The organism is Pseudoduganella sp. S-14 (assembly GCF_049913285.1).
Lineage (GTDB): Bacteria > Pseudomonadota > Gammaproteobacteria > Burkholderiales > Burkholderiaceae_D > Rugamonas.
In genome coordinates this window covers 1,760,313-1,784,106 of the sequence record NZ_CP183991.1, presented here as the reverse complement: position 1 = coordinate 1,784,106, position 23,794 = coordinate 1,760,313, and the positions used below count along the sequence as shown (strand labels likewise).

Genomic DNA, 23,794 nt, shown 5'->3' with positions numbered 1-23,794 from the left:
TTTAGCTTTCTGCCGGTAATTCTGTTGTTTTTACGCGAACCGGTTGTTACACAATCGCCGCTCGGAAAGAAACCCGAAAGATTAAGTGAAACCACCGAAAAAGTCGTATACACAGGTAATTTCCTCGATTTCACTACAGTTCGCGACATTTGGCCAGTTTTGCGCAATTGCTACTTCTCAATTGAAAGTTATTTTCGGCAAAGATTTTTTGTAACGCCCTATTCCCTTGCCAATTGAAAAATATTATAAAAGATAGATCTCTTGCAAAAGAGTTATCCCCACCTTTTGGAGAATGTTCAATGCAACAAAAGAAACTGGTTGTGAATCTGCGCCGCTGCCTGCCTTACCTGGCTGCGCCGCTGCTGCTGTCTTCTGTGGCCGCCCAAGCCCAGCAGGCCACCGCGCCAATCCAGCGCGTTGAAATCACCGGCTCGCACATCCGCCGTGCCGAAGCCGAGTCCTCGAACCCGATCCAGGTGCTGTCGCGTGCGGACATTGAAAAGTCCGGCAAGACCACCGTCGCCGAACTGCTGCAAACGCTGGCAGTCGACAACCAGGGTTCGGTCCCGACTTCCTTCGGTAACGGCTTCGCTTCCGGTGCATCGGGCATCTCTCTGCGCGGCCTGGGGGCAGCTTCCACCCTGGTACTGCTGAACGGCCGCCGCATGGCACCGTACGGCCTGGCTGACGACGGCCAGAAAGTGTTCTCCGACCTGAACGTGATCCCTGCCGAGGCAGTCGAGCGCGTTGAAGTGCTGAAAGGCGGCGCCTCCGCCCTGTACGGTTCGGACGCGATTGCCGGCGTGGTCAACATCATCCTGCGCAAGGAAATCAAAGGCACCACCGTGCGCGCCAGCCAAGGCCTGTCGCAAGAACGCGACGGCGGCGATACCCGCCTGGCCCTGACCACCGGCTTCGGTGACCTGGACAGCGACCGCTACAACGTGCTGTTCAACGCTGAGTTCGGTCTCAAGCGCGAAGTATGGAACCGCGACCGCGGCGACCGCGGCGCCATCGGCAAGAGCGACCTGCGCGACTTCGGCTTCAGCGCCCAGGAATCGCTGGGCGGGACCGGCGCCATCGTCGACAACAACCTGGCCGGCAGTTCCATCGTCGGTAACGTTCGCAATCCAACGACTCTGGACTACTACAGCCGCAGCAACCTGGCTGGCGTGGGCTTCACCCGCACCTTCCCAGGCGCAGACTGCAGCAAGCTGACCAGCCATCCGCAAGGCGACCCATTGGGCGGCTGCCTGACCGACGCCGCGCAGGAATACGGCCAGATCCAGCCACGCCAGAAGACTGCCAACCTGTTCACCCGTGCCACCGTCAACCTGAGCCAGGATTGGCAAGCCTACTTCGAAGGCAATGCCTACCGCAGCGAATCGATTGCCAGCGGCACGCCATCCGGCATTTCCGGCAGCGTTGGCTATCCTGGCGGTCCGGTCAGCAATGCGGCCGTGGCCCTGGGTGCAGCCCACCCTGACAACCCTTACTTCGGCACCGCCGCCCGCCTGCGCTATCTGGCTGCGGACGTTGGCCCACGTGTAAGCAACGTCGACTCCAACTTCTATCGCGCCCTGATCGGCGTGAAGGGTACTGCTGCCGGCTGGGATATCGACACCGCGTACCTGTACTCGGCAACCAAGGTCAGCAACGAGCGTAGCGGCTACCTGCAGCGCGATGTTACCTTCGCCCTGCTGAATCCGACCGCAGCCAACGTCGCCGCGGCCATGGGCAACGCGCGCTACGCAGCCCTGCCTGCCGGCAGCTTCTGGCGCATCGGCGAGAACGCCGGCCTGAACTCGCGCGAACTGTACGCCGCTCTGTCGCCGAACATTTCCAACGATGCAGCAACCAGCATTTCGCAAATCGACTTCAAGGCTTCGCGTGAAATCGCCAAGTGGGAAGCCGGTTCGGTTGGCCTGGCATTCGGCGCAGAATACCGCCGCGCCGAGACCCGCCTGGCCCCAACCGAAGGCACCGACAAGGGCAACATCATCGGTCTGGGTTACTCGGCCTATGACGGCAAGCGTAACGAAAGTGCGGTATACGCTGAAATGGCGATCCCGCTGCATAAGACCCTGGAAGCGCAAACCGCAATTCGTTGGGACCATTTCTCTGACGTCGGCAATTCTTACACACCGAAGCTGGGTCTGAAATGGAATCCGACCGGCAACTTCGCACTGCGCGCCAACGCGGAGCGTGGTTTCCGTGCCCCAAGCGCAGCGGAAAACGGCAAAGGCGGCCTGGCGGCGTTCTCCACCGCAACCGACCCGGTACGTTGCGCCCTGGGCGTAGCATCGGCCTGTAACCCTGCATCGGTCGCTATCATTACCAGCCCGAACCCAGCCCTGTCGCCGGAACGCTCGAAGAGCTACTCGGTGGGCATCTTGTGGGATCCAATGCCGCGTACCAGCCTCGCTCTCGACCTCTGGCAGATCAAGCGTACCAACGAGATCAACCAGGAGCAGACCGATGCCGCAATCGCTGCTGGCCACGTAGCACGTGACCCTTCGACCGCCACCAACATTCCTGGCGATCCAGGGGCTATCACCGCCGTGCTGGCCAATTACGTGAACTCGGCTTCGACCATCGTACGCGGTGTCGACCTGGATGCACGCAAGAGCTTCGCGCTGGGCGACGGCAATGGCACCCTGACCATCGACGCCAAGTGGACCCACTTGATCAAGATGGAGCGTGAAGAGAAGGATGGCAGCAAGCGTGACTTCGCTGGTACCCACGGTAACTGCGACGCCACCAACTGCATGGGTACGCCAGACAACCGCGTGAACCTGGGCGTTACCTGGGAACGTGATGCTCTGCGCATGTCGCTGAACATGACCTACCGCGACAAGCTGGACAACATCAACTTCAAGGATGACCCTGATGGTTGCGCGTCCCACTTCGCTAACGGTGAGCCAGCTCCAGCAGGTTGCAAGATCTCGTCCTTCACCACGTTCGACCTGGTGGGCCGTTATCGCCTGAGCGACCGCGCTGAGCTGTTCGGTTCGATCAACAACCTGTTCGACAAGAAAGCTCCGCTGGACCCGCTGACCTACGGCGCCCAAAGCTACAACCCGCTGGACTACAGCGGCGCCTTGGGCCGTTACTTCAACATCGGCATGCGCTACAAGTTCTAAGCAGGCGGGGCACCTCGCCCCGACAGCCGCGCCCTTCGGGGCGCGGTTTTTTTTTGATCACTCGCCTTTGATCAGGCTCGCTACCTTGGTGGTGATGATATCCACCGCCGGCCCGTTGGCCCCGTGCGGAAGGATCACATGCGCGTGGCGCTTGGTCGGCTCGATGAACTGCTTGTACATCGGCCGTACGGTTTCCATGTACTGGTTGATCACGCTCTCCGTGCTGCGGCCGCGCTCCGCGATATCGCGCTGCAGGCGGCGGATAAAGCGTACGTCAGCTGCGGTGTCGACGAAGATCTTCAGCGACATCTGCTTGCGCAGGTCGGCATCATACAGCGCGAACAGGCCCTCGACGACGATCACCGGCGCCGGCTTGACCGTGATGGTCTGCGTGGTGCGGTTGTCGATGGAGAAGTCATACACCGGCATCTCGATCGACTGGCCCTCACGCAGCTTTTGCAGGTGTTCGATCATCAGGGCCCAGTCAAAGGCTTCCGGATGGTCGTAATTGACCTTGCGCCGGTCTTCGGGCGACATGTGGGTCTGGTCCAGGTAGTAGTCGTCCTGCAGGACAACCGACACCACTTCCGAGCCAAAGGATTTCAGCACTTCACGCGTGACCGTCGACTTGCCGCTGCCGCTGCCGCCTGCGACGCCAATCACGAAGGGTTTGTTGCGCGAATTGTTCATGTGATTTCCGTCCCAGGCAAAAAAAACCGGGTATTTTACCCGGTCTTTGCGCTGCACCCGTTTTAGGCGGTTCCGCCGACTGTCACGCCATCCAGGCGCAGGGTCGGCTGGCCGACGCCGACCGGCACGCTCTGCCCCTCCTTGCCGCACACGCCGACACCCGGGTCGAGCTTCATGTCGTTGCCGATCATGGTGATGCGGTTCATCACGTCCGGGCCATTGCCGATCAGGGTGGCGCCCTTGACCGGATAGGTCACCTTGCCATCTTCGATCATGTAGGCCTCGGAAGCCGAGAACACGAACTTGCCGTTGGTGATGTCGACCTGGCCGCCGCCGAAGTTGACCGCGTAGATGCCGTTCTTCACCGAAGCCAAGATCTCTTCCGGTTCCTTGTCGCCGCCCAGCATATAGGTGTTGGTCATACGCGGCATCGGCAGGTGCGCAAACGACTCGCGGCGCGCATTGCCGGTCACGTTCATCTTCATCAGGCGCGCATTCATGGTGTCCTGGATATAGCCCTTCAGCACGCCGTCTTCGATCAGGGTGGTGCACTGGGTCGGGTTGCCCTCGTCGTCGATGTTCAGCGAACCGCGGCGGTTGGCCAGCGTGCCGTCATCGACCACGGTGACGCCCTTGGCTGCCACGCGCTCGCCGATGCGGCCGGAGAAGGTGGAAGAACCCTTGCGGTTGAAATCGCCCTCCAGGCCATGGCCGATCGCTTCGTGCAGCAGGATGCCCGGCCAGCCCGGGCCCAGCACCACGGTCATCGGGCCGGCCGGCGCCGGGCGCGAATCAAGGTTCACCAGGGCCGATTTCACTGCATCGGTGGCATACTGGTCCAGCAGCGCATCGGTGAAATAGCCGTATTCATAGCGCCCGCCACCGCCGGAAGAGCCGACTTCGCGGCGGCCGTTCTGCTCCACGATCACGGTCACCGACACGCGCACCAGCGGGCGGATGTCGGCCGCCAGCACGCCATCGCTGCGCACCACCAGCACCACGTCGTATTCGCCAGCCAGGCCAGCCATCACCTGCACCACGCGCGGATCCTTGGCGCGCGCCATCTTCTCCACGCGCTCGAGCAGCTTGACCTTGGACGCCGCATCGAGCGACACCAGCGGGTCATGCGGCATGTACAGCGAACGGCCGCCGACCGGCGTCATCTTGCCGGCCACCTTGATCTTGCCGGCGCCTGCGCGGGCAATGGTGCGCGTTGCCGCGGCAGCGTCCAGCAGCGCCGCTTCGGAGATCTCATCGGAATAGGAGAAGGCGGTCTTGTCGCCCGACACGGCGCGCACGCCGACGCCCTGATCGATCGAGAACGAACCGGTCTTGACGATGCCTTCTTCCAGGCTCCAGCCCTCGTTCTTGGTGAACTGGAAGTACAGGTCGGCGTAGTCGACCTTATGGGTGAACATGCTGCCGAGTGCTTTCAGCAGCTTGCTTTCATCCAGGCCAAACGGCGTCAGCAAGATATCTTTCGCTGCGGCCATGGCGGACAGGTTAGGGTCGAATGGTTTCATATGAGAAGAATTCTTTTAAATGTGCTCTTAGCCGAATTTTAGAGGATTCGGTGCTTCAGCGCTGGCAAGCTCTCGCGCACCCCATGGGCGAAGGCCGGGTCCAGTTCCCCGGTCACGACGCCCTCGCCTTCCGCCAGCACAGCCTTGACCTCGCCCCACGGGTCAATCAGCATCGAATGGCCCCAGGTACGGCGGCCGTTAACGTGCGTCCCGCCCTGCGCGGCAGCCAGCACATAGCACTGGTTTTCGATGGCGCGGGCGCGCAACAGGATTTCCCAGTGCGCCTTGCCGGTGGTGTAGGTAAAGGCTGCCGGCACCACGATCAGGTCGAGCGGGCCCATGGCACGGTACAACTCGGGGAAACGCAAGTCGTAGCAGACCGACATGCCGACCTTGCCCACGGCCGTCTCGACCGTGCCGACAGCCTTGCCCGGCACGATGGTGCGCGCCTCGTCATACGACTCGCTTCCCTTGGTGAAGCCGAACAGGTGGATCTTGTCGTAACGGCCAACATGCTTGCCCTGCGGATCGTAGACCAGCGTGGTATTGATGACACGCTCAGGATCGTCGGAAGCCAGCGGCAGCGTGCCGCCCAGCAGCCAGATGCCATGTTCGCGCGCCATGGCCGACATAAAGTCCTGGATCGGGCCCTTGCCCAGCGCTTCCGCCCTGGCGACCTTGTCGCTGTCGCTCATGCCCATGATGGCCCAGTATTCCGGCAACAGCACCAGCTTGGCGCCCTGCGCGGCAGCTTCGCCGATCAGGCGGGTGGCGGTAGCGATATTCTGTTCCACGACGGGGGTGGATACCATCTGGATCGCTGAGACTTTGGTCATGGCGTCGGCTCCTTCGGATTTTCGATCTTGGTAATGACGGGGGCCTTCCACGGCCCGGTCACCTGCATCTGGTAAGTCAGCGCCTTCATTACCGGCGCGCTGAGGAACAGCTGCGCCAGGTAGCTGCCGAGGCCAATCACCGGGTTCACGGCCAGCGCATACACCAGCGGCGCCGTGCCCAGGTTGACCTGCGGGATCACCACCACGCGCAGGTTGGTCGATTCGTTGGCGATATCGGCCGAGCCGTCCATCAGCACCGTGGCCTGGACGCCGTGCATCTTCAGGTTATCGGTCTTGACGATGCCGTGGTTGATGGTGGCGTTGGCGGTGATGCCGTCGAACTGCAAGCCTTCCGAAAACACGTCGTTGAAATCGAGCTTGAGCAGGCGCGGCAAGGCTTGCAAGCTCAACACCCCGAGCAGCTTGGCGGCGCCCGGATCCTGCTTCAGGAACTGCCCTTTCTCCACGTTCAGCGCCAGCGTGCCCGACAGGCTGGGCAGGTCCATATGGTAGGGCAAGCCCTTCCAGGCGATATCGCCGCTCAGCTTGCCCTTGCCGTTGCGCAGCGTGTCCTTGAAGCCGAAGCGCTCCAGCAGCTTGCCGGCGTCATGGATATCCATATTGAAGTTGAGCGAGGTGTTGTGCTGGCCATCCTTGCTTTGCCAGCGGCCGGTGCCGCTCAATTCGCCGTCGGCATTGACCAGCGACAGCTTGCTGATGCGCCATTCGCGTGCTGACGTGATCAGCGCGTTGTAGGCATGCAGTTCGAGCTGGCCCAGCGGCCGGTTGAACCATTCCAGGCGCTGCACCTCGATATCCAGCGCCGGGATGGTCGGTGCATTGGTCGAACTTTCCAGCAGATCCTTGACTTCCGCCGCCTGCGATTCGGGGACGGTCAGCGACGACAGGCGTGCCGTGACCTTGCCCACGCCCTTGCCGGTCGGCGATTCGTTCCAGGTGATGTAGCCGACCGCCTGCTGCGAATCGATGCTGGCCTGCCACACGCCCTTGCTATGGGTGACGCCAGCCACCACGTTATCGAGCTTGCGCTCGCCGACTATCAGCTCGGCAGCACGCGCGGCCATGATTTCCGGCACCACGTACTGCGAGATATCGGCCCCTTCGGCCGCGTCGTGGGCGGCCGCTCCACCGGCCGGCTCATGCTCGTCCTTGCCGGCGATTTCGGCCGCCAGGTCGATCCAGTCATCCACGTTCAGCGACTTCAGGCTGGCATTGATCATCATGCCGCTGTCCGGTTCCGGCGCCGGCAGGTTGACGCCGATGCCGCCGTTGACCAGCTTCCACGGGCCTTTGTTGACGCGCTGGCGATGGTAGCGCGCAGCGTAGCCGCTGCCCAGCGTCACGCGGATATCGTCGCGCGCGACGCCCTGCTCGTTGGCGCTGCCGCCGTTGAGCTGGAAATGCAGCGGCATGCTGTCGCCCGCTGCTTTCTTCAGCGGCGCCGGGAAATCCAGGCTCGCTCCCTGCATGTTTGAATCGATCGCCACTTCGTACTTGTGATCCCGAGCCGTGACCAGCCCGCTGAACCTGGTGCCGCCGCCAAGGTGGTTGGCAAGGCGCTGCACCGCGGCGCTCGGGTATTGCTTGCGCAACCCGTCCACCGTCGCCGTGCCGCCCAGGCGCACCTGGATGCTGCCATCCTTCTGGCTGCCGCCGCTCACCGACAGCGCCCCGCCCAGCAAGGTGCCGGCCAGGTTGTTCAGGTTGACGCCCTTTTCATTGAACTCGATCTTGCCGGTAGCGCCGGCCACGGTTGGCATGTCATGCCACAGCACCACGTCGTTGCCCTGCAGTTGCAGGCCGCCCTGCACCCGGGCGTCGATGATGTGCGACAGCGGCAAGTGCAGGCTGAGTGCCAGCCTGGCATTGCCGCTCGCAGTGGTTTCCTCGGTGAAGTGGCCGATCCACTCCAGCACCGGGCTGGCCGTGACGTACTTGAGGAAGTCCTGCATCGCGCCGGCAGCCGTGCCGTCGATGTCGAGCATGCTGTCGTGGCTGCTCAGGTCGGGAATCACCGCCTTCACATTGGAGAGCGCGACGCCCAGGGTGCGTGCGGTGTCGGCCTTGATCTCCATGCGGGCGCGGTCGAACACGATGCTGCCGTGGATCTTTTCCGCCAGCGGCCAGACCGGGGTCTTGCCATCCTTGGCAAAATAGCCCGGTTCATAGTTGAGGCGCCCGTCCACGATGCGGCCCGCCACGCGGAATTCGCCCTTGGCCTTGTCCGGCGAGCCCTCCTTGAACGGGAAGTGCGACAAGTCGCCGCGCAGGCGCAGCGAAGTCTCCTGCAACACGCCGTCTTCCAGCGCGCCCACCAGCCACTGGCGGGTGTGTTCCGGCGTCTGCTTCGGCAGGTAGCGGCCAATGCGGTTGATGGCGAAGTTGTCGATGCTGCCGGTGAAGTCGGACACGCCGGGGCCTTTGGCGCCCTGCCCACGCGGCACGCTATGGCTACCGGCCAGCCTGAGGTGCATGCCCTCCTGTACCAGCTCCAGCTGCTCCAGCTTGACCGCCAGCTGCCTGGCATCGGCCAGCGACCAGCTACCGTTCAGCTTGAACTGCTCGAATTCCATAGGCTCGTCATCGAACCAGGCCGGCATCGCCAGCGTGAAGCCGGGCGCATCGAAGGCCACGCTGCCGCCCTGCTCGCCGGCTTCGACATGGCCGCTCAGTTTCGCGAAGCCGGGAAGGTTGGGCAGCGCCGGCATCGGCAGGGCCTTGGCCGAACGCGGCACGGCGGGACGCGCAGCCAGCGCCTCCATGCCCAGGGCGTCCAGGTCCGCCTTCAGCTTGTAGTCCCTGGCTGCCGACAATGGGCCGCGCCATTCAGCCACCAGGTTGCGCACGCGGCCGCGCGGCGCAGCTTCCGCCAGCAGGTCGCGCTGCACTTGCGGCAGCGGCAGGCGGGTGGCCAGTTCGGACAGGATTTCCAGGTCCAGCGCGGCAGCCTTGACTTCGGTCCAGGACGGCTGCTGGGCAGCCGTCACGTGGCGTGCCGACGCGGTGGTCGGCGCCAGCTCGACGCCGTCGCGCGTGCGCAGCGTCACGTCTTTCAATTCCAGCGAGCGCGTGATGGCAGCTGGCGTGCCGGCCGTGGCCACCAGGGTGGCGGCATGTTCCTCGCTGGCGGTCACGCGCCCGCGCAGGGCCGCAACGTCCAGTTGCGGCAAATCCTTGCCCAGGGTGGCCACCACATTGTCCAGCGCGACGTCGGCCGTGATGGCCGCCGGGCGCGCATTATCGATGCTCAGCCAGGCGCGCACGCCGCCGCTGGCGGACTGCACGTCAAGCTTGCCGGGCAGGTAAGGCTTCCAGCCCGCCAGGTCGGCATGGCGCAGTTCAGCATACACCTCGCCCTTCCAGTGCTTGACGTCTGAAATACGGGAAAACGGCTGGTGGCTGAAATCGGCGCGCACATCGAGTGGCGCCGCCATCGCGGCCGGCGGCGTGGCCTTGAAGGCAAACTGGTGGCGGCGCCACTTGTTCAGCATCAGGGCCGTCACATTCTCGAGCTGCAGCGGCGCGCTGCCGCGCTGCAGGTCGGTCCAGACGATGCGGCCGTCGCGCACCACCACCTCGCGTTGCGACAGCAGCCAGTCGGCGCTCTTGCCATCGCCCTTCTTTTCCAGGTCGATATAGATGCCGGCGGCGTACAGCTTGCCATCGGCCTCGCGCCGCACGTCGACTTCGGGACGGTGGAATTCCAGCGATTCAAAACGCAGGCCGCCGGCCGGTACGCTCCACCACGACAGCGTGGCCGAAACGCTGGGCAGGTGCAGCGCCTGCTGGCCGCGCGCGTCGCGCATGACCACGTCGCCCAGGATCAGTTGCGGGCGCAGTCCCTTCCAGGAAGCGTAGATGCGGTCGATCGCCACTGGCTTGCCGACCGCCTGGCTGGCCAGGCGTTCGATGTCGGGCTTGTAATGGTCGATATTCGGCAACACCACCCAGCGCAGGGCCAGGAACACGATGGTAAAGGCGAAATACAGCAGCAGCGCCAGCTTGATGGTGAAGCCGAGGACGTGATGGGTAGCCAGGTTCCAGAAGCGATAGGCGGCCTGCAGGCGATGCCAGCGCTCCTTGAGCGGGGCCTCGACTGCTTCGATCTGCTCTACCAGGTTGTCCTTCAATACGCTCAAGCCAGGCCCTTATCAATACAGCATTTTACCGCACCGCCCCGTTAAACTATGTTCCAATAGGCACGGTTTCGCAGGCTTTTTACACTCTCTAACATCTGTCAATGAGCACCTCCGCACTCGTTTCCGCATCCCGCTATTACCAGCGCTGGCTGGCCGCCGATGCCTCCCGCCAGGCCAAAATAGATGCCCTATCGCAATTATCGCTTGCCACGCTGAACTTTGCCGAGGTTTTGGCAAACGAGCAGGGCGACCTGCCGCTGGCACGCGGCATGCGCCGCCTGCGCAACCTGGTGCTGGCCACCCTGATCCGGCGCGACCTGGAGGGCAAGGCGGACCTGGACGAAGTGGTCACCACCATGACCAGGCTGGCCGACTTCGTGATCGAGCGCCACCTGGCCGAGCTGGACGCGGCCATGCGGGCCGCCCACGGCGTGCCGATGGGCGCCGAATCGGGCGCAGAGCAGCACTTGATGGTGCTGTCGATGGGCAAAGGCGGCGGCGGCGAACTGAACGTGTCGTCCGACATCGACCTGATCTTCGTCTATCCGGAAGACGGCGAAACTGCGGCCGGTGCCGGCCAGCGCCAGCTCTCCAACCATGAGTACTTCGTCCGCCTCGGCAAGCAGCTGATTGCCGCCATCGCGGAAATCACGGAAGACGGCTTCACTTTCCGGGTCGACATGGCGCTGCGTCCGAACGGCGCTTCCGGCCCGCTGGCGGCCAGCCTGGGCATGGTGGAAAACTACCTGATCGTGCAAGGCCGCGAGTGGGAACGCTATGCCTGGGTCAAGGCGCGCGCCGTCACCGGCCGCGCGCAAGACATCGCAGCCCTGGACGCCATCGTGCGCCCGTTCTGCTTCCGCCGCTACCTCGATTTCGGCGTGATCGACGCCATCCGCTCCATGCACGCCCAGATCCGTGCCGAGGTGGCGCGCCAGGAAAGGCTGCACCCGGAACGCAGCCACAACGTCAAGCTGGGCCGCGGCGGCATCCGCGAAATCGAATTCCTGGCCCAGGTCTTCCAGTTGATCCGCGGCGGGCGCGATCCCGAGCTGCGCGGCCGCTCCACGCGCGGCACCTTGCGCCAGTTGCCGGAAAAAGGCTTGCTGGGCGCCGACGTGGTCGCGCGCCTGATGGACGCCTACACCTTCCTGCGCAATCTCGAGCACCGCCTCCAATACCTCGACGACGCCCAGACCCACACCTTGCCGCCGAACGAAGCCGACCGCCTGGCCGTGGCGCAGATGATGGGCTTGCCTGACGTCGCCACCCTGCTGGCGGAAATGGATTCACGCCGACAGTACGTCGCCGAGCAATTTGATGCCATCTTCGCCGATAAAAGCAGCAACGGCAGCGAAGATGTCGATCCCGCCACCAGCAATGAATGCGCCGATCCCGATAACCGCGAAGCCATCGAAGCGCGCTTTGCCAGCCTCGGCTACGAAGACCCGGCCGCCGCAGCCCAGCGCCTGATCGCCACCTGGCAAGCACCGAAGCTGGCCACCCTGCCTGATGCCAGCCGCCAGCGCCTGGTGGCCCTGGTCAACGCCGCCCTGCCCCAGATCGCCCGCGCCGCCGAGCGCAACAGCGCAGGCAACCAGCTCGGCACGCTGGGGCGCCTGCTCGACTTCCTGGAAGCGATTTCGCGCCGCTCCTCCTACCTGTCGCTGCTGACCGAATACCCACACACGCTGGAGCGCGTCATCACCATGATGCACGCCAGCGGCTGGGCCGCCAAATTCCTGACCCAGCACCCGATCCTGCTCGACGAGCTGCTGGACGACCGCATCCTCAGCGCCACCTTCGACCCGCTTGCCGTGGCAGCCGAGCTGGAGCGCCAACTGGCCACCGCCCCCGGTGACACCGAGCGCCAGCTCGACATCCTGCGCGAAGTGCACCACGCCCAGTTGTTCCACCTGCTGGCGCAAGACCTGGCCGGCTCGCTGACGGTGGAAAAACTGGCCGACCATTTGTCCGCCCTGGCCGACGTCATCGTCGCCGCTGTGGTGAAGGCCGCCTGGCAAACCGTCGCCAAGCGCCATGTGGAAGTGCCCAAGTTCGCAGTGATCGCGTATGGCAAGCTGGGCGGCAAGGAACTCGGCTATGTCTCCGACCTCGACGTGATCTTCCTGTTCGACGATGAAGACCAGGACGCGCCCGGCCTGTACGCCAAGCTGGCGCAACGCTTCATCACCTGGATGACCTCGCACACCCCGGCCGGCATCCTGTTCGACATCGACACCGCCCTGCGCCCGGACGGCGCCAGTGGCATGCTGGTATCGAGCGTCGGCTCGTTTGAAAAATACCAGCAGACTTCGGCCTGGCTGTGGGAGCACCAGGCCCTGACGCGCGCCCGCTTCTGTGCCGGCGACGCCGCCATCGGCCAGCGCTTCGAACAGATCCGCTGCCAGGTGCTGCGCAAGGAACGCCCCGACGCTGCCGCCCTGAAACAGGAAGTGCTGGCCATGCGCCAGCGCATGCGCGACGCCCGCCCCAACCGCAGCGAACTGTTCGACCTCAAGCAGGACGCGGGCGGCATGATCGACATCGAGTTCATCGTGCAATACCTGGTGCTGCAGCACGCTGCGCAATACAGCGAGCTGACCGGCAACATCGGCAATATCGCCCTGCTGCACCTGGCCGGCAAGCTGCGCCTGGTGGACGCCGCGCTGGCGGGCGCGGTGGCCGACGCCTACCGCGACATGCGCAAGTGGCAGCACCAGTTGCGCCTGCAAGGCCAGGACCAGTCGCGCGTCCCGATGGAAAAAGCCGCCGGCCACGCCGCTAACGTCCGCCTCCTCTGGAACAGCATCTTCTGAAATAAAAGTCGGGGTCAGATACCGTCTTGGACGGCAAGCCTTTTTTCCATGTATTTCGGGTCAAAGGGCTTGCCTGACTTAACTACCCCGTAAATCAAGTGCACTAACTTGCGCATAATTGCGCCGGCGACGGCCATTTTGGAGAGGCCGTTGGCCTCTAAACGTTGGCCAAACTGCTTCAGGATAGGGTTGTGACGTTTTGCAACGAGGCTTGGCAGGAATAAAGCTGCTCGCAGGTGTTTGTTCCCCATACGAGTCATCATTGTCCGGCCTCGTATTGAGGTTCCGGATTGTCGTTGCCTGGGTGTGACCCCGATGAACGCTGCAAGCGCCTTCGCATTTCCGAAGCGCCGAACATCCCCCACGTGGCCTAAGACCTTTACCGCTGTCGTACGGCCTAGCCCGGGAATGCTTTCAATGAGCTCTGCATCCTGTTTAAGCCCTGGATGGCGGTCAATGTGATCGTCGATATCCCGTGCTATTTGCGCAATTTGCGCATCCAGCCATTTGATATGAGCCTGGACATGAGGGATAACATCCTGTTGTTTGGCTGTTTCATGCGCTTCTAAACGATTCAACTCCTGCTGGCGCATATCTTGAAGTGCAGTCAGCCTGTTGCCCCAGGCCCGTAACTGGCGCTGTTCACGTGATGGCGCATCCCAAGATGGCGGCGCCATCGCTGCACAGTAGCGAGCAATTAATCCAGCATCAACTTGGTCGTTCTTGTTGCGGATATTCTCGCTGCTGCCAAAACTTTTGATGCAGTTCGGATTGACCAAGCTGACTTTAATCCCTTTGTCAAACCAATACAGGGCGATAGGTTCGCTATAGACGCCTGTCGACTCAAGGCAAATATGGGTTTCCAGCAGAGAAATCTTCTGCTTGTTCAGCCAGACTTCCAGCTCTGCGAATCCTTCTTGGGAGTTCGGAACTGCTTTCGCCTTGACTTTGCCATCAACTAGCAAGGCTACATCCAACTTACGCTTGCTGACATCAATCCCTACGACCGGCGTATTCATCTCGTCCACCTTTCTCGTATGCAGGCTTACCCAAGGGGCGACCTAAGATACCGTCCGGCGTCCAGATGAACAAGTGGGCAAGGTCACCTATCTGACCCACAAGCTCAATGGCTTCCACTCTGTTCGGTGAGACCTTGCCCCGCCGCCTTCAGAATCCTAATATCTTCTTCCAAAGGTGCAGATTCAATACGAGCTCTGGCAATCCGCCATTCCGCTGCGCGAAATGGCGGATTGCCAGACCTCGACTTTTAGGCTGCGAGTGGGAGTTCGTCGAGGCTGGTGCTGCCCAGGTAGCGGCCGCTGCTAACGGCAGGCCGTTGCGCTTCTATCGCATCTGCAAAGAACACGGCCGGGTCAGCATGCAACTCCGTCACGTGGCGCTGCAATGCCGGGTAGGCTGCCAGGTCCAGTCCTGTTTCGCGCTGTGCCCAGCGCACCACGGCCACCAGGGCAGCGTCCGCCACAGTGCGTTTGCAGCCGTCGATCCATTCCTGGCTGCTCAGCACTTCATCCAGCGCGGAACAACTCAGCGCCATGCGTGCCGGGCCGCCATCGAAACCTTCATGCAGGTAGTCGAGCAGGGTGTCGAGCTTGCGCGCCTGCGCCGTGCCGGCACGGTAGCCCAGCAAGTAGCGTTTCTGCTGGCCGATATGGCGCAGGATGCTGCGGCAATCGCGCAGCATCTTGCCGCCCGCCTGCATGACCGGCACCGGCAAGCCCGGCAGGTCGACCTGCACCAGCCGGTACGGCCGGCACAGCCATTCGAGGGCGACGATCACGCCGAATGCACAGCCCTGCGGTGCGCCGTGGTACAGGATGGTTTCCATGTGCTTGCCTCATTGTTCTTGTTGGGGATGAGGCATTGTCCGACTAATATAGGACAATATCCGCCCTGATTTCGTGCCATGATTGCAGCATCATGTCGAAACCCGCCATCAAAGCCCTCTCCATCCTCGAACTGCTGCAGAGCCAGCGGCAAATTTCCGGCGCCGACATGTCCGAACGCCTAGGCATCGACCGCCGTACGCTGCGCCGCTACATCGCGATGCTGGAAGAGCTGGGCATTCCGATCACGGCTGAGCGCGGACGATATGGCGGCTATATGCTGGTACCAGGCTTCAAGCTGCCGCCACTAATGTTCACCAATGACGAGGCATCGGCCGTGGCGCTGGGCCTGATGGCGGTACGCTCGCTGCGCCTGGCCGACACCGCGCCTTCGGTAGCCAGTGCGCAAGCCAAGCTGGAACGTGTGATGCCGCCGGCCCTGCAAGGCAGCGTGCAGGCATTGCGCGAGACAGCCGTGCTCGACACACCGGAGCAGCGCTGGGCCCATTCGGGCACTGCCCGCCCTGCCCTGACCGGCGAGCTGACCGCCCTGGCACTGGCGGCGCAGACGCAACACCGCGTGCGCTTCCGCTACACGCCGCAGGACGGTGAATCGATGCAGCGCGAATTCGATCCATACGGGCTGGTCTTCAGCCATACCCGCTGGTATGTGGTGGGAATGTGCCGGCTGCGGCTGGCGATCCGCTCATTCCGGCTTGACCGCGTTGCGGACGTTGCGGAGACGGGCGCGTTATTCGACAAGCCCGACAGTTTTGATGCCGCCGCGCAGCTGCAGCACGCAATGGCGACACTGCCGCGTCCGCTCCCGGTGCAAGTGCTGCTGCATACCGATCTGGCCGGCGCTGCACGCGAGGTGGGGCGCTACATTGGTCCCCTGGCAGTGGTGGAGGGAGGCGTCCTGTTGAAGACGACGACCACCAGCTACAGCTGGTTTGCGCGTATGCTGGCCTCCTTGAATTTCGACTTCACAGTCGAGGGGCCGGAGGAATTGCGCCAAGCCATTCGCGATGAAGCGGGCCGCCTGACACGCCTTGCCAGCTAGCTCAACTGGCGAGGACAGGTGCCGCGCAGTGACCGATGCATCAGTATTGGTTAATGTGATTATTAGTGAATTTTTATGACTGAAAACAATTGGATCGAACGCGCGCCAACGCTAGTCTGTGCTCGCCCGGCCAAGCGCCGGCTTGATTAACCTAATGGAGCGAGACAAGAAAATGACAGGGCTGAAAAAAGTATGGTTGATCTTGGCTTTCGGCATGGCCGCAGGCGCAAGCTACACCGCACTCGCCGCGCCTGATCCAAGGACCTGCTATGACTTAATCGTAAAATGCAACGGCGGTGACAAGAACGCCTGCTTTTACGGCAAACGCATTGGTTGCGACATGTAAGTAAAAAGCGCCCGACTGGGCGCTTTTTACTTACCACTCAGCTCGCTTGTCTTTAAAAGCAGGCGTAAGTTTCGACCAGGACCTTGGTGCCGCTGGTATCGCCCCAGTAGAACCAATGGCCGCTGCAATTGAATTCTGCGCCGCCAATCTGGGTGCCTTCTGCATCGTAGTACTCGTAGGAACGGCCATACGAAGGCATTGCATATGCAATGCCTGCAGCAGCCACGGTCGCCAAAGCCACAATTGCGTAAATCGCTTTCTTCATCTTACTTATCTCCATTTTTTATAAAAATTGCGGGGAAAGACAAAGTACTCACTGTGATGAGCAAGGCATTGTAGAAAGGCCGCCAGGTTTTTATCAATTAATAATTTTGTTAAATAGTCACTGAAAATTGCGTGGCAAAAAAAAGCGCCCCGCAGGGCGCTTTCTTGTCGCTGAGTCCTGGAATTACTTGGCGCTCATCAGTGCCACGGTGGTGTCCAGCATGCGGTTGCTGAACCCCCACTCGTTGTCGTACCAGGACGATACCTTGACCAGCTTGCCCGACACCTTGGTCAGGGTGGCGTCGAAGTTCGACGAGGCCGGGTTGTGGTTGAAGTCCACGGAGACCAGAGGCTCGGTCTGGTAGGTCAGCACGCCTTTCAGCGCGCCTTCCGATGCTTCCTTCATGATCTTGTTGATTTCTTCAACGGTGGTGTCGCGCTTGGCGATGAAGGACAGGTCGACGATCGACACGTTGATGGTCGGAACGCGGATCGCGTAGCCATCCAGCTTGCCGTTCAGTTCCGGCAGCACCAGGCCGACAGCGGCAGCAGCGCCGGTCTTGGTCGGGATCATGGACTGGGTAGCGGAACGGGCGCGGCGCAGGTCTTCGTGCATCACGTCGGTCAGCACCTGGTCGTTGGTGTAAGCGTGCACGGTGGTCATCAGGCCGGTTTCCAGGCCGATGGCGTCGTTCAGTGGCTTGACCAGCGGGGCCAGGCAGTTGGTGGTGCAGGATGCGTTCGAGATCACGGTGTCCGAAGCCTTCAGCACACCGTGGTTCACGCCGTACACGACGGTCGCGTCAACGTCCTTGCCGCCTGGTGCGGAGATGATCACTTTCTTGGCGCCGCCTTTCAGGTGGGCCGAGGCTTTTTCCTTGGTGGTGAAGAAGCCGGTGCACTCCAGCACTACGTCCACGCCCAGCTCGCCCCATGGGATTTCAGCTGGATTGCGTTGTGCGAACACGCGGATCGTGTCGCCGTTCACGATCATGTTGTCGCCTTCCACCGTGACGGTGCCAGGGAACTTGCCGTGGGCGGTGTCGTAGCGGGTCAGGTGGGCGTTCGACTCGGCGTTGCCCAGGTCGTTAATCGCCACGATCTGGATGTCCTGCTTCTTGCCGCCTTCGTAGAAAGCGCGCAGAACATTGCGGCCGATACGGCCATAACCGTTGATTGCTACTTTGATCGTCATGCTGTTTACTCCTGATGATAGAAATTAGATGACTGCTTTGACTTTTGCCACGACATTGTCGACGGTGAAGCCGAAGTGCTTGAACAGCACGCCGGCCGGTGCGGATTCGCCGAAAGTGTCGATGCCGACCACTGCGCCTTCGAGGCCAACATACTTGTACCAGAAGGCGGTGACGCCTGCTTCAATCGCCACGCGTGGCAGGCCCTTGGTCAGCACGGATGCCTTGTAGGCTGCGTCCTGGCGGTCGAACACGTCCGTCGACGGCATGGAAACCACGCGTACCGGGGTGCCGGCTGCCTTCAGTTCGGCGGCGGCTTTCATGGCCAGTTCCACTTCGGAACCGGTGGCGATCAGGATGGCCTTGGCATCGGCTTCGTCGGACAGCACATAGCCGCCCATGGCGATGTTGGCGATCTTGTCGGCCGAACGCTCGATGAACGGCAGGTTCTGGCGCGAGAAGATCAGGGTCGATGGGCCGTCGGCGCGCTTCACGGACTCGCCCCATGCGACCATCGATTCGACGGTGTCGGCCGGACGCCAGTTGTCCAGGTTAGGGATCAGGCGCAGCGAGGACACATGTTCCACGGACTGGTGGGTCGGGCCGTCTTCGCCCAGGCCGATCGAGTCGTGGGTGAACACGAACAGGGTACGCTGCTTCATCAGCGCGGCCATGCGCAGTGCGTTGCGGCTATAGTCGGCGAAGGTCAGGAAGGTCGCGCCGAACGGGATGTAGCCACCGTGCAGGGCGACGCCGTTCATGATGGCGGACATGCCGAACTCGCGCACGCCGTAATTGATATGGTTGCCCGGCACACCGGAACGAACGGCGATGCATTCCTTCCAGTTCGTCAGGTTGGAGCCGGTCAGGTCGGCCGAGCCGCCGAGGAATTCGGGCAGGATCGGCGCCAGTGCCTGGATCGCGTTCTGCGATGCCTTGCGGGTGGCGATGGTTTCTTTCTTTTCGACGCAGGCAGCGATGGCGGCGTCCAGGGTTGCCTGGAAGTTGCCTGGCAGTTCGCCCTTCATGCGGCGGGTCAGTTCAGAAGCTTCGGTCGGGTACTGTGCAGAGTACTTGGCGAACATCTCGTTCCAGCTGGCTTCGAATTTCGCGCCCTCTTCCTTGAAATCCCACGCTTCCTTCACGTCGTGAGGAATGTCGAACGGCTCGGCGCCCCAGGAGATGTACTCGCGCACTGCGGCGATTTCCTTGTCGCCCAGCGGTGCGCCGTGCACCTTGTCGCCGCCTTGCAGGTTCGGCGAGCCCTTGCCGATGACGGTCTTGCAGCAGATCAGGGTTGGCTTGTCGGATTTCTTGGCTTGTTCGATGGCGGCAGACAGCGCAGCGACGTCGTGGCCGTCCACGCTCTTGATCACGTTCCAGCCGTAGGCTTCGAAACGCTTAGGGGTATCGTCAGTGAACCAGCCTTCAACCTTGCCGTCGATGGAGATGCCGTTGTCGTCGTACAGGGCGATCAGTTTTTTCAGGCCCAGGGTACCGGCCAGCGAGCACACTTCGTGCGAGATGCCTTCCATCAGGCAGCCGTCGCCCAGGAAGGCGTAGGTGTAGTGGTCGACCACGTCGAAGCCAGGCTTGTTGAATTCCGAAGCCAGCAGCCATTCAGCCAGCGCCATGCCGACTGCGTTGGCAATACCCTGGCCCAGCGGGCCGGTGGTGGTTTCCACGCCTGGGGTGTAGCCGACTTCCGGGTGGCCCGGGGTCTTCGAATGCAGCTGGCGGAAGTTCTTGATCTCTTCCATCGGCAGGTCGTAACCCGACAGGTGCAGCAGCGCGTAGTGCAGCATCGAACCATGGCCGTTGGACAGCAGGAAGCGGTCGCGGTTGACCCAGGCTGGGTTGCTCGGGTTGTGGCGGTGATGGCCGCTCCACAGTGCTACCGCAATCTCAGCCATGCCCATTGGCATGCCTGGGTGGCCGGAATTGGCCTTCTGCACAGCGTCCATTGCCAGCGCACGGATCGCGTTGGCCATCTTGGTGAAAGGGAGCGAAGTTTTCATCGTAGTTCGAGGAAGGTTGAGTATTTGGTGCACTGCGGCAGACGCCGCCTATGGAACCCGATATTTTACCAGAGCGTGACAGCAACGCTTAAAATTGGTGCATTTCAACCTTTCCGAAGCGACCCTATGCCCCGTTTCCACGTGCCACAGCCCCTTGCCGCAGGCCAGCAACTGGAGCTGCCAGCCGACGTTGCCCACCATGTCAACGTGGTGCGCATGGAGCCGGGCGACACGCTGACCTTGTTCAACGGCAATGGCGGCGAGTATACGGCAGTGTTGACAGATGTACAAAAGAAAAAGGCTTGGGCGGAAATCAAGGTCTTCGATCCGCGCGAAGCGGAATTGCCGTTTGCCGTGACCCTGGCCCAGGCGCTGCCGGAAGGGTCGAAAATGGACTGGATTATCGAGAAGGCGGTGGAGCTGGGCGTGGCCGGCATCCAGCCGCTGGCGGCGCGGCGCTGCGTGGTGCGGCTGTCGGCCGAGCGGGCGGAGAAAAAGCTGGAGCACTGGAATGGGATCGTGGTATCGGCGTCGGAACAGTGCGGGCGCAACCGCCTGGCCTCCGTCGCGGCGCCACAGGAGTTCCGCGAGTGGATTTCGCAGCAGGATCTGCACAAGCGCGTGATCCTGACGCCGCGGGCCACGAAGTCGCTGGCGGATTGGGCAAGGCACCAGCCGGCGCAGGCACTCAGCATCATGGTGGGGCCGGAAGGCGGCTTTTCCGATGAGGAGGAGGCTGAGGCTTTGCGGCATGGGGTCCTGCCCTTGTCGATCGGGCCGCGTGTATTGCGGACGGAGACGGCGGCTTTAGCGGCGGTGTCGATCCTGTCTGCGGCGTGGGGCGGGATCTAGACCCGGGTTTGCCCACCGGCCGCGGGTTTGGTTGTGGGCCTTTGACTTTTTGCGAAGATCAAAAGCCTGGAACCAAACCCCAAACTTCAAGACCGTTGGGGGTCTGACCCGTGGGTCTGCCCCCGGTTTACTGGTTTAGAACTTGTAGTTCCCCACCAGATAAACCTGCCGACCCAGCGGATCGGTATACCGCGCATCAAACCCCATCTGGTTACCGCCACCTGCAATCCGTTGCGAGAACGGCGGCTCGCGGTCAAACAGGTTCTTGATTCCCCCAGTCAGCACCAGGTTCGGATTGAAGCGATAGCGCGTCTGCCAATCCCACACCAGATAATCATCCACCTTGCGGTTCGATGCCACGAAATTGCCAGCCTCGTCCCGCACCGCCAGGCTGCCCGCACTGATCGGCATATCGTGGTAGCCCGACTTGTACACCCCGGTCAGCGAATGCGTCAGCACATCCGACTGCTTCCAGCTTGCCACCACTTTGCTGATCCAGCGGAAGGTCACCGAGTTGTACGAATCGAAGCGACCCACGCTGTTCTCGACCGGATCGGTCGCCAGCGTCTGGAAATCGGCCTTCTTCATATAAGTACCAGTCCAGTTGAACGACAACTTGCCCATCTTGTAGGTGTGGTCCCAGTCGATGCCCTGGTAGTGTGACTTGGCCAGGTTAAATGGCGTCAGCGCAGCGGCCAGCGTATCCTGCTTCTGGATCGGGTCGTAGTAGGACACGAACAGGCCCATATACTTGGCCGGATTGTTGAACACTTCGTTCTCCGGCAACTTGGAAATCTGGTCGTTGATCTTCACATCCCAGAAATCGAAACCAATGGACAGTTCGCGCATCGGCTCCACGCGCAGGCCGATGGAAGCCTGCTTCGAAGTCTCCGGTTTCAGGCCGGTGGCGCCGGAATACGGATTACCGCCACTCAGCAGGTTATATTCAGAGGTGCCGTTACACAGCGGCAGCAGCGGACCTGACGTAATCGGACATGGATGCGCGTTCGACGAGCCGCCCCCTTGCAGCGGGTTAGTGATATCAGTCATGACCGGCGCCTTGAAACCGGTACCGTAAGAGCCGCGCACCAGCACGGAATCGGCCGGACGCCAGGCCGCGGCCAGCTTGTAGGTGGTCTTGCTGGCCTCATTGCCCTTGGTACCCGGCGCGACCAGCTTGCCGGTACTGTCGAAGTTCATCTTGTCCTTCACTGCGTCGTAGCTGTCATAGCGTACATCGCCCGTCAGTTCCAGGCCTTTCATGACCGGCACCACCAGTTCGGCGAACGCACCCCAGTTCTTGCGCGAGGCATCGGTCGGCAGGGAGCCGGAAATGCCGCCGATCGGGCTATCGGTAAAGTCCGGCTGCAGGCTGTTGGCGCCCATCGTGATCGCGCTTGGATCGTAGACATATTTCTGGCGCAGGAAATCGCCGCCCAGTGCCAGCATGGCCGACCCTCCCGGCGCTTCGAATACCGGACGCGAGCCGCGCAGGTTCACGACATCGATTTTCGAGGTGGTTTCGTCCAGCTGCTGGTGCAGAACGGCCGAAGCCAGCGCGGCGCGCGTTTCCGCAGTCGGCACGATGAACGGGTTGTAGGCGCCGGAGGCCATCAGGGCGTCCAGCTTGTCGCTGCTGGTATAGCCGGCGACCGCATGGTCTTCCGCCTTGGTTTCGGAATGCGTGTACGAGGCGGTCAGGTCCCAGCCGGCCAGCCGGCCTTCGACGCCGAGCGCCAGGTGCCTCGCTTCGGTCTTCCAGTCGTCGGTACGGCCGCCCGCATCGACCAGGCGCAAGCTCATGGTGGCGGAATTCACCGTCGCCGGGTCCACGCCAAGCTTGACCAGCGCCGGCACCACGTTGGCCTTGTACAGCGCGGAATTGATATCCAGCGACAGCGGCTGGGCCGGCGGCGCATAACGCGCGGTGCTGGTGAACTTCGAATACAGGCCTTCGGCAAAGAAGGTCCAGTCGGCATTGAGCTTGATGTTGGTGGAGGCAAACAGACCGTCGCGTTTCAGTTCCGGCAGCAGTTCGACCACCGAACCATAGTTGTACATGCAGCGGTCACCGACCTTGAAGGTGTTCGGCGCACCGCAGGCGCCTGTATTGATCAGGCTTGGATTGAACAGCACATTGCCGTTGCTGGTGCGCGCGTTGACGTTGCCCGGGATCGAATTGGCCGATACCTGGTATAGCGAATAGCCCTTGCCGCCCTCGCCGAAGGCATGCACCCCGCCCGGCGCCGAGAAGCGGCGGTCGCTCGCGCTCAGTTCCTTCTGCGTGTCGTGGCTGTAGGCCAGCAGGACGTTGAAACCATCGGTCTCCAGCTCGCCAAAGCCCTTGGAGATGGCAACGTTCGAGGTGGAGCCTTCACTCCCCTTGGTGGGGCGGTTGTAGGTCAGCTCGATGTTGGCGTCGGTCTGGTTTTTCTTCAGGATGAAGTTGACCACGCCGGCAATCGCGTCTGAACCGTACAGGGCCGAAGCGCCGTCGGTCAGGATCTCGACCCGCTCGACCGCCGACAAGGGGATCGAAGCAAGGTTGACCGCGGAGCCCGAGCTGTAAGGCGCGATACGGCGGCCGTTCAGCAGCACCAGCGTGTAGCCGGTGCCGATGGCGTGCACCGAGGCGGTCTGCACCCCGCCGCCACCGCCGTTGATCGACGCCGACGAAGTGACAAAGCCCTGCATCGAAGGCAGCGTGGCAACCAGGTCGGCCACGGTGGTGGCGCCGGTCTGCTCGATCTGCGCCTTGGACAGGGTCTGCACCGGCAGTGCGCCTTCCACTGCAACGCGCTTGATTGCCGAGCCGGTGATCTCGACCCGCTGGATGTTCTCCTCAGCCATCACCGGCTGGACTGCAACGCCCAGGCCGGCCATGAACATCAGTCGCACTGAACGCGACAGGATGGTTTCTTTCATCATCGTTTCCTCTTTGACTCTCTGTTTTTTGTACTCGCCGCGGTTGCGGCTTGTGAATCAAAGCATGTCAATTCAGTAATGAATAATGAAAAAAGCGGATTGTGCCGGAGTCGCCAGG

15 protein-coding genes are annotated in these 23,794 nt (G+C 62.1%); 5 read left to right on the top strand and 10 right to left on the bottom strand.

The genetic code is table 11. The features are described 5' to 3' along the window. Positions 1 to 299: 299 nt before the first annotated feature. Positions 300 to 3,143, top strand: coding sequence for a TonB-dependent receptor (locus ACN9MZ_RS08225; protein WP_426341701.1), 2,844 nt, complete (start codon positions 300 to 302; stop codon positions 3,141 to 3,143). 57 nt (positions 3,144 to 3,200) lie between these two features. On the opposite strand, the gene udk is transcribed toward ACN9MZ_RS08225, so the two are convergent. The 4 genes from udk to ACN9MZ_RS08205 form a co-directional block, all read right to left on the bottom strand. Then, on the bottom strand, positions 3,201 to 3,833 hold the full coding sequence (gene udk, locus ACN9MZ_RS08220; RefSeq protein WP_426341700.1) for a uridine kinase: 633 nt from the start codon (positions 3,831 to 3,833) through the stop codon (positions 3,201 to 3,203). A 62-nt stretch (positions 3,834 to 3,895) separates the two neighbouring features. Further along, a complete protein-coding gene (gene tldD / locus ACN9MZ_RS08215) occupies positions 3,896 to 5,356 on the bottom strand; it encodes a metalloprotease TldD (RefSeq protein ID WP_426341699.1) in 1,461 nt (486 codons plus the stop codon). Between the two features lie 38 nt (positions 5,357 to 5,394). Beyond that, the gene (locus tag ACN9MZ_RS08210; RefSeq protein WP_426341698.1) at positions 5,395 to 6,192 is read right to left on the bottom strand and encodes a carbon-nitrogen hydrolase family protein; all 798 of its coding nucleotides are present in this window, start codon (positions 6,190 to 6,192) and stop codon (positions 5,395 to 5,397) included. Beyond that, entirely contained in the window at positions 6,189 to 10,352 is a 4,164-nt protein-coding gene (locus ACN9MZ_RS08205; RefSeq protein WP_426341697.1) for a YhdP family protein, read from the bottom strand. Before ACN9MZ_RS08205 ends, ACN9MZ_RS08210 begins: the two co-directional genes overlap by 4 nt. 101 nt (positions 10,353 to 10,453) lie before the next feature. On the opposite strand from ACN9MZ_RS08205, the gene glnE reads away from it, so the two are divergent. Next, positions 10,454 to 13,171 (top strand): bifunctional [glutamate--ammonia ligase]-adenylyl-L-tyrosine phosphorylase/[glutamate--ammonia-ligase] adenylyltransferase, encoded by a 2,718-nt coding sequence (glnE, locus tag ACN9MZ_RS08200; RefSeq protein WP_426341696.1) that lies wholly within the window; start codon positions 10,454 to 10,456, stop codon positions 13,169 to 13,171. Positions 13,172 to 13,185: 14 nt separating this feature from the next. On the opposite strand, the gene ACN9MZ_RS08195 is transcribed toward glnE, so the two are convergent. Together ACN9MZ_RS08195 and ACN9MZ_RS08190 are read right to left on the bottom strand one after the other, a co-directional pair. Then, a complete protein-coding gene (locus ACN9MZ_RS08195) occupies positions 13,186 to 14,190 on the bottom strand; it encodes an IS110 family transposase (protein WP_426338545.1) in 1,005 nt (334 codons plus the stop codon). A 248-nt stretch (positions 14,191 to 14,438) separates the two neighbouring features. Beyond that, entirely contained in the window at positions 14,439 to 15,017 is a 579-nt protein-coding gene (locus ACN9MZ_RS08190; protein WP_426341695.1) for a glutathione S-transferase family protein, read from the bottom strand. A gap of 92 nt (positions 15,018 to 15,109) precedes the next feature. Between ACN9MZ_RS08190 and ACN9MZ_RS08185 the strand changes: the two genes are divergently transcribed. Further along, a complete protein-coding gene (locus ACN9MZ_RS08185; protein WP_426341694.1) occupies positions 15,110 to 16,078 on the top strand; it encodes a helix-turn-helix transcriptional regulator in 969 nt (322 codons plus the stop codon). A 154-nt stretch (positions 16,079 to 16,232) separates the two neighbouring features. Continuing rightward, the gene (locus tag ACN9MZ_RS08180) at positions 16,233 to 16,424 is read left to right on the top strand and encodes a hypothetical protein (protein WP_426341693.1); all 192 of its coding nucleotides are present in this window, start codon (positions 16,233 to 16,235) and stop codon (positions 16,422 to 16,424) included. Positions 16,425 to 16,476: 52 nt separating this feature from the next. Here ACN9MZ_RS08180 and ACN9MZ_RS08175 read toward each other — a convergent pair whose 3' ends face one another. From ACN9MZ_RS08175 to tkt, 3 genes are all read right to left on the bottom strand, one after another. Next, positions 16,477 to 16,689 (bottom strand): hypothetical protein, encoded by a 213-nt coding sequence (locus ACN9MZ_RS08175; protein ID WP_426341692.1) that lies wholly within the window; start codon positions 16,687 to 16,689, stop codon positions 16,477 to 16,479. A gap of 183 nt (positions 16,690 to 16,872) precedes the next feature. Then, the gene (gap, locus tag ACN9MZ_RS08170; RefSeq protein ID WP_426341691.1) at positions 16,873 to 17,883 is read right to left on the bottom strand and encodes a type I glyceraldehyde-3-phosphate dehydrogenase; all 1,011 of its coding nucleotides are present in this window, start codon (positions 17,881 to 17,883) and stop codon (positions 16,873 to 16,875) included. 24 nt (positions 17,884 to 17,907) lie between these two features. Continuing rightward, positions 17,908 to 19,899 carry a transketolase gene (gene tkt / locus ACN9MZ_RS08165; protein WP_426341690.1) on the bottom strand — a complete coding sequence of 664 codons (1,992 nt, stop codon included), beginning with the start codon at positions 19,897 to 19,899 and terminating at the stop codon, positions 17,908 to 17,910. 126 nt (positions 19,900 to 20,025) lie between these two features. Between tkt and ACN9MZ_RS08160 the strand changes: the two genes are divergently transcribed. Beyond that, positions 20,026 to 20,751: a 16S rRNA (uracil(1498)-N(3))-methyltransferase gene (locus ACN9MZ_RS08160; protein ID WP_426341689.1), complete on the top strand. Its 726-nt coding sequence runs from the start codon at positions 20,026 to 20,028 to the stop codon at positions 20,749 to 20,751. 135 nt (positions 20,752 to 20,886) lie between these two features. On the opposite strand, the gene ACN9MZ_RS08155 is transcribed toward ACN9MZ_RS08160, so the two are convergent. Beyond that, entirely contained in the window at positions 20,887 to 23,679 is a 2,793-nt protein-coding gene (locus tag ACN9MZ_RS08155; RefSeq protein ID WP_426341688.1) for a TonB-dependent receptor, read from the bottom strand. Positions 23,680 to 23,794: the final 115 nt, after the last annotated feature.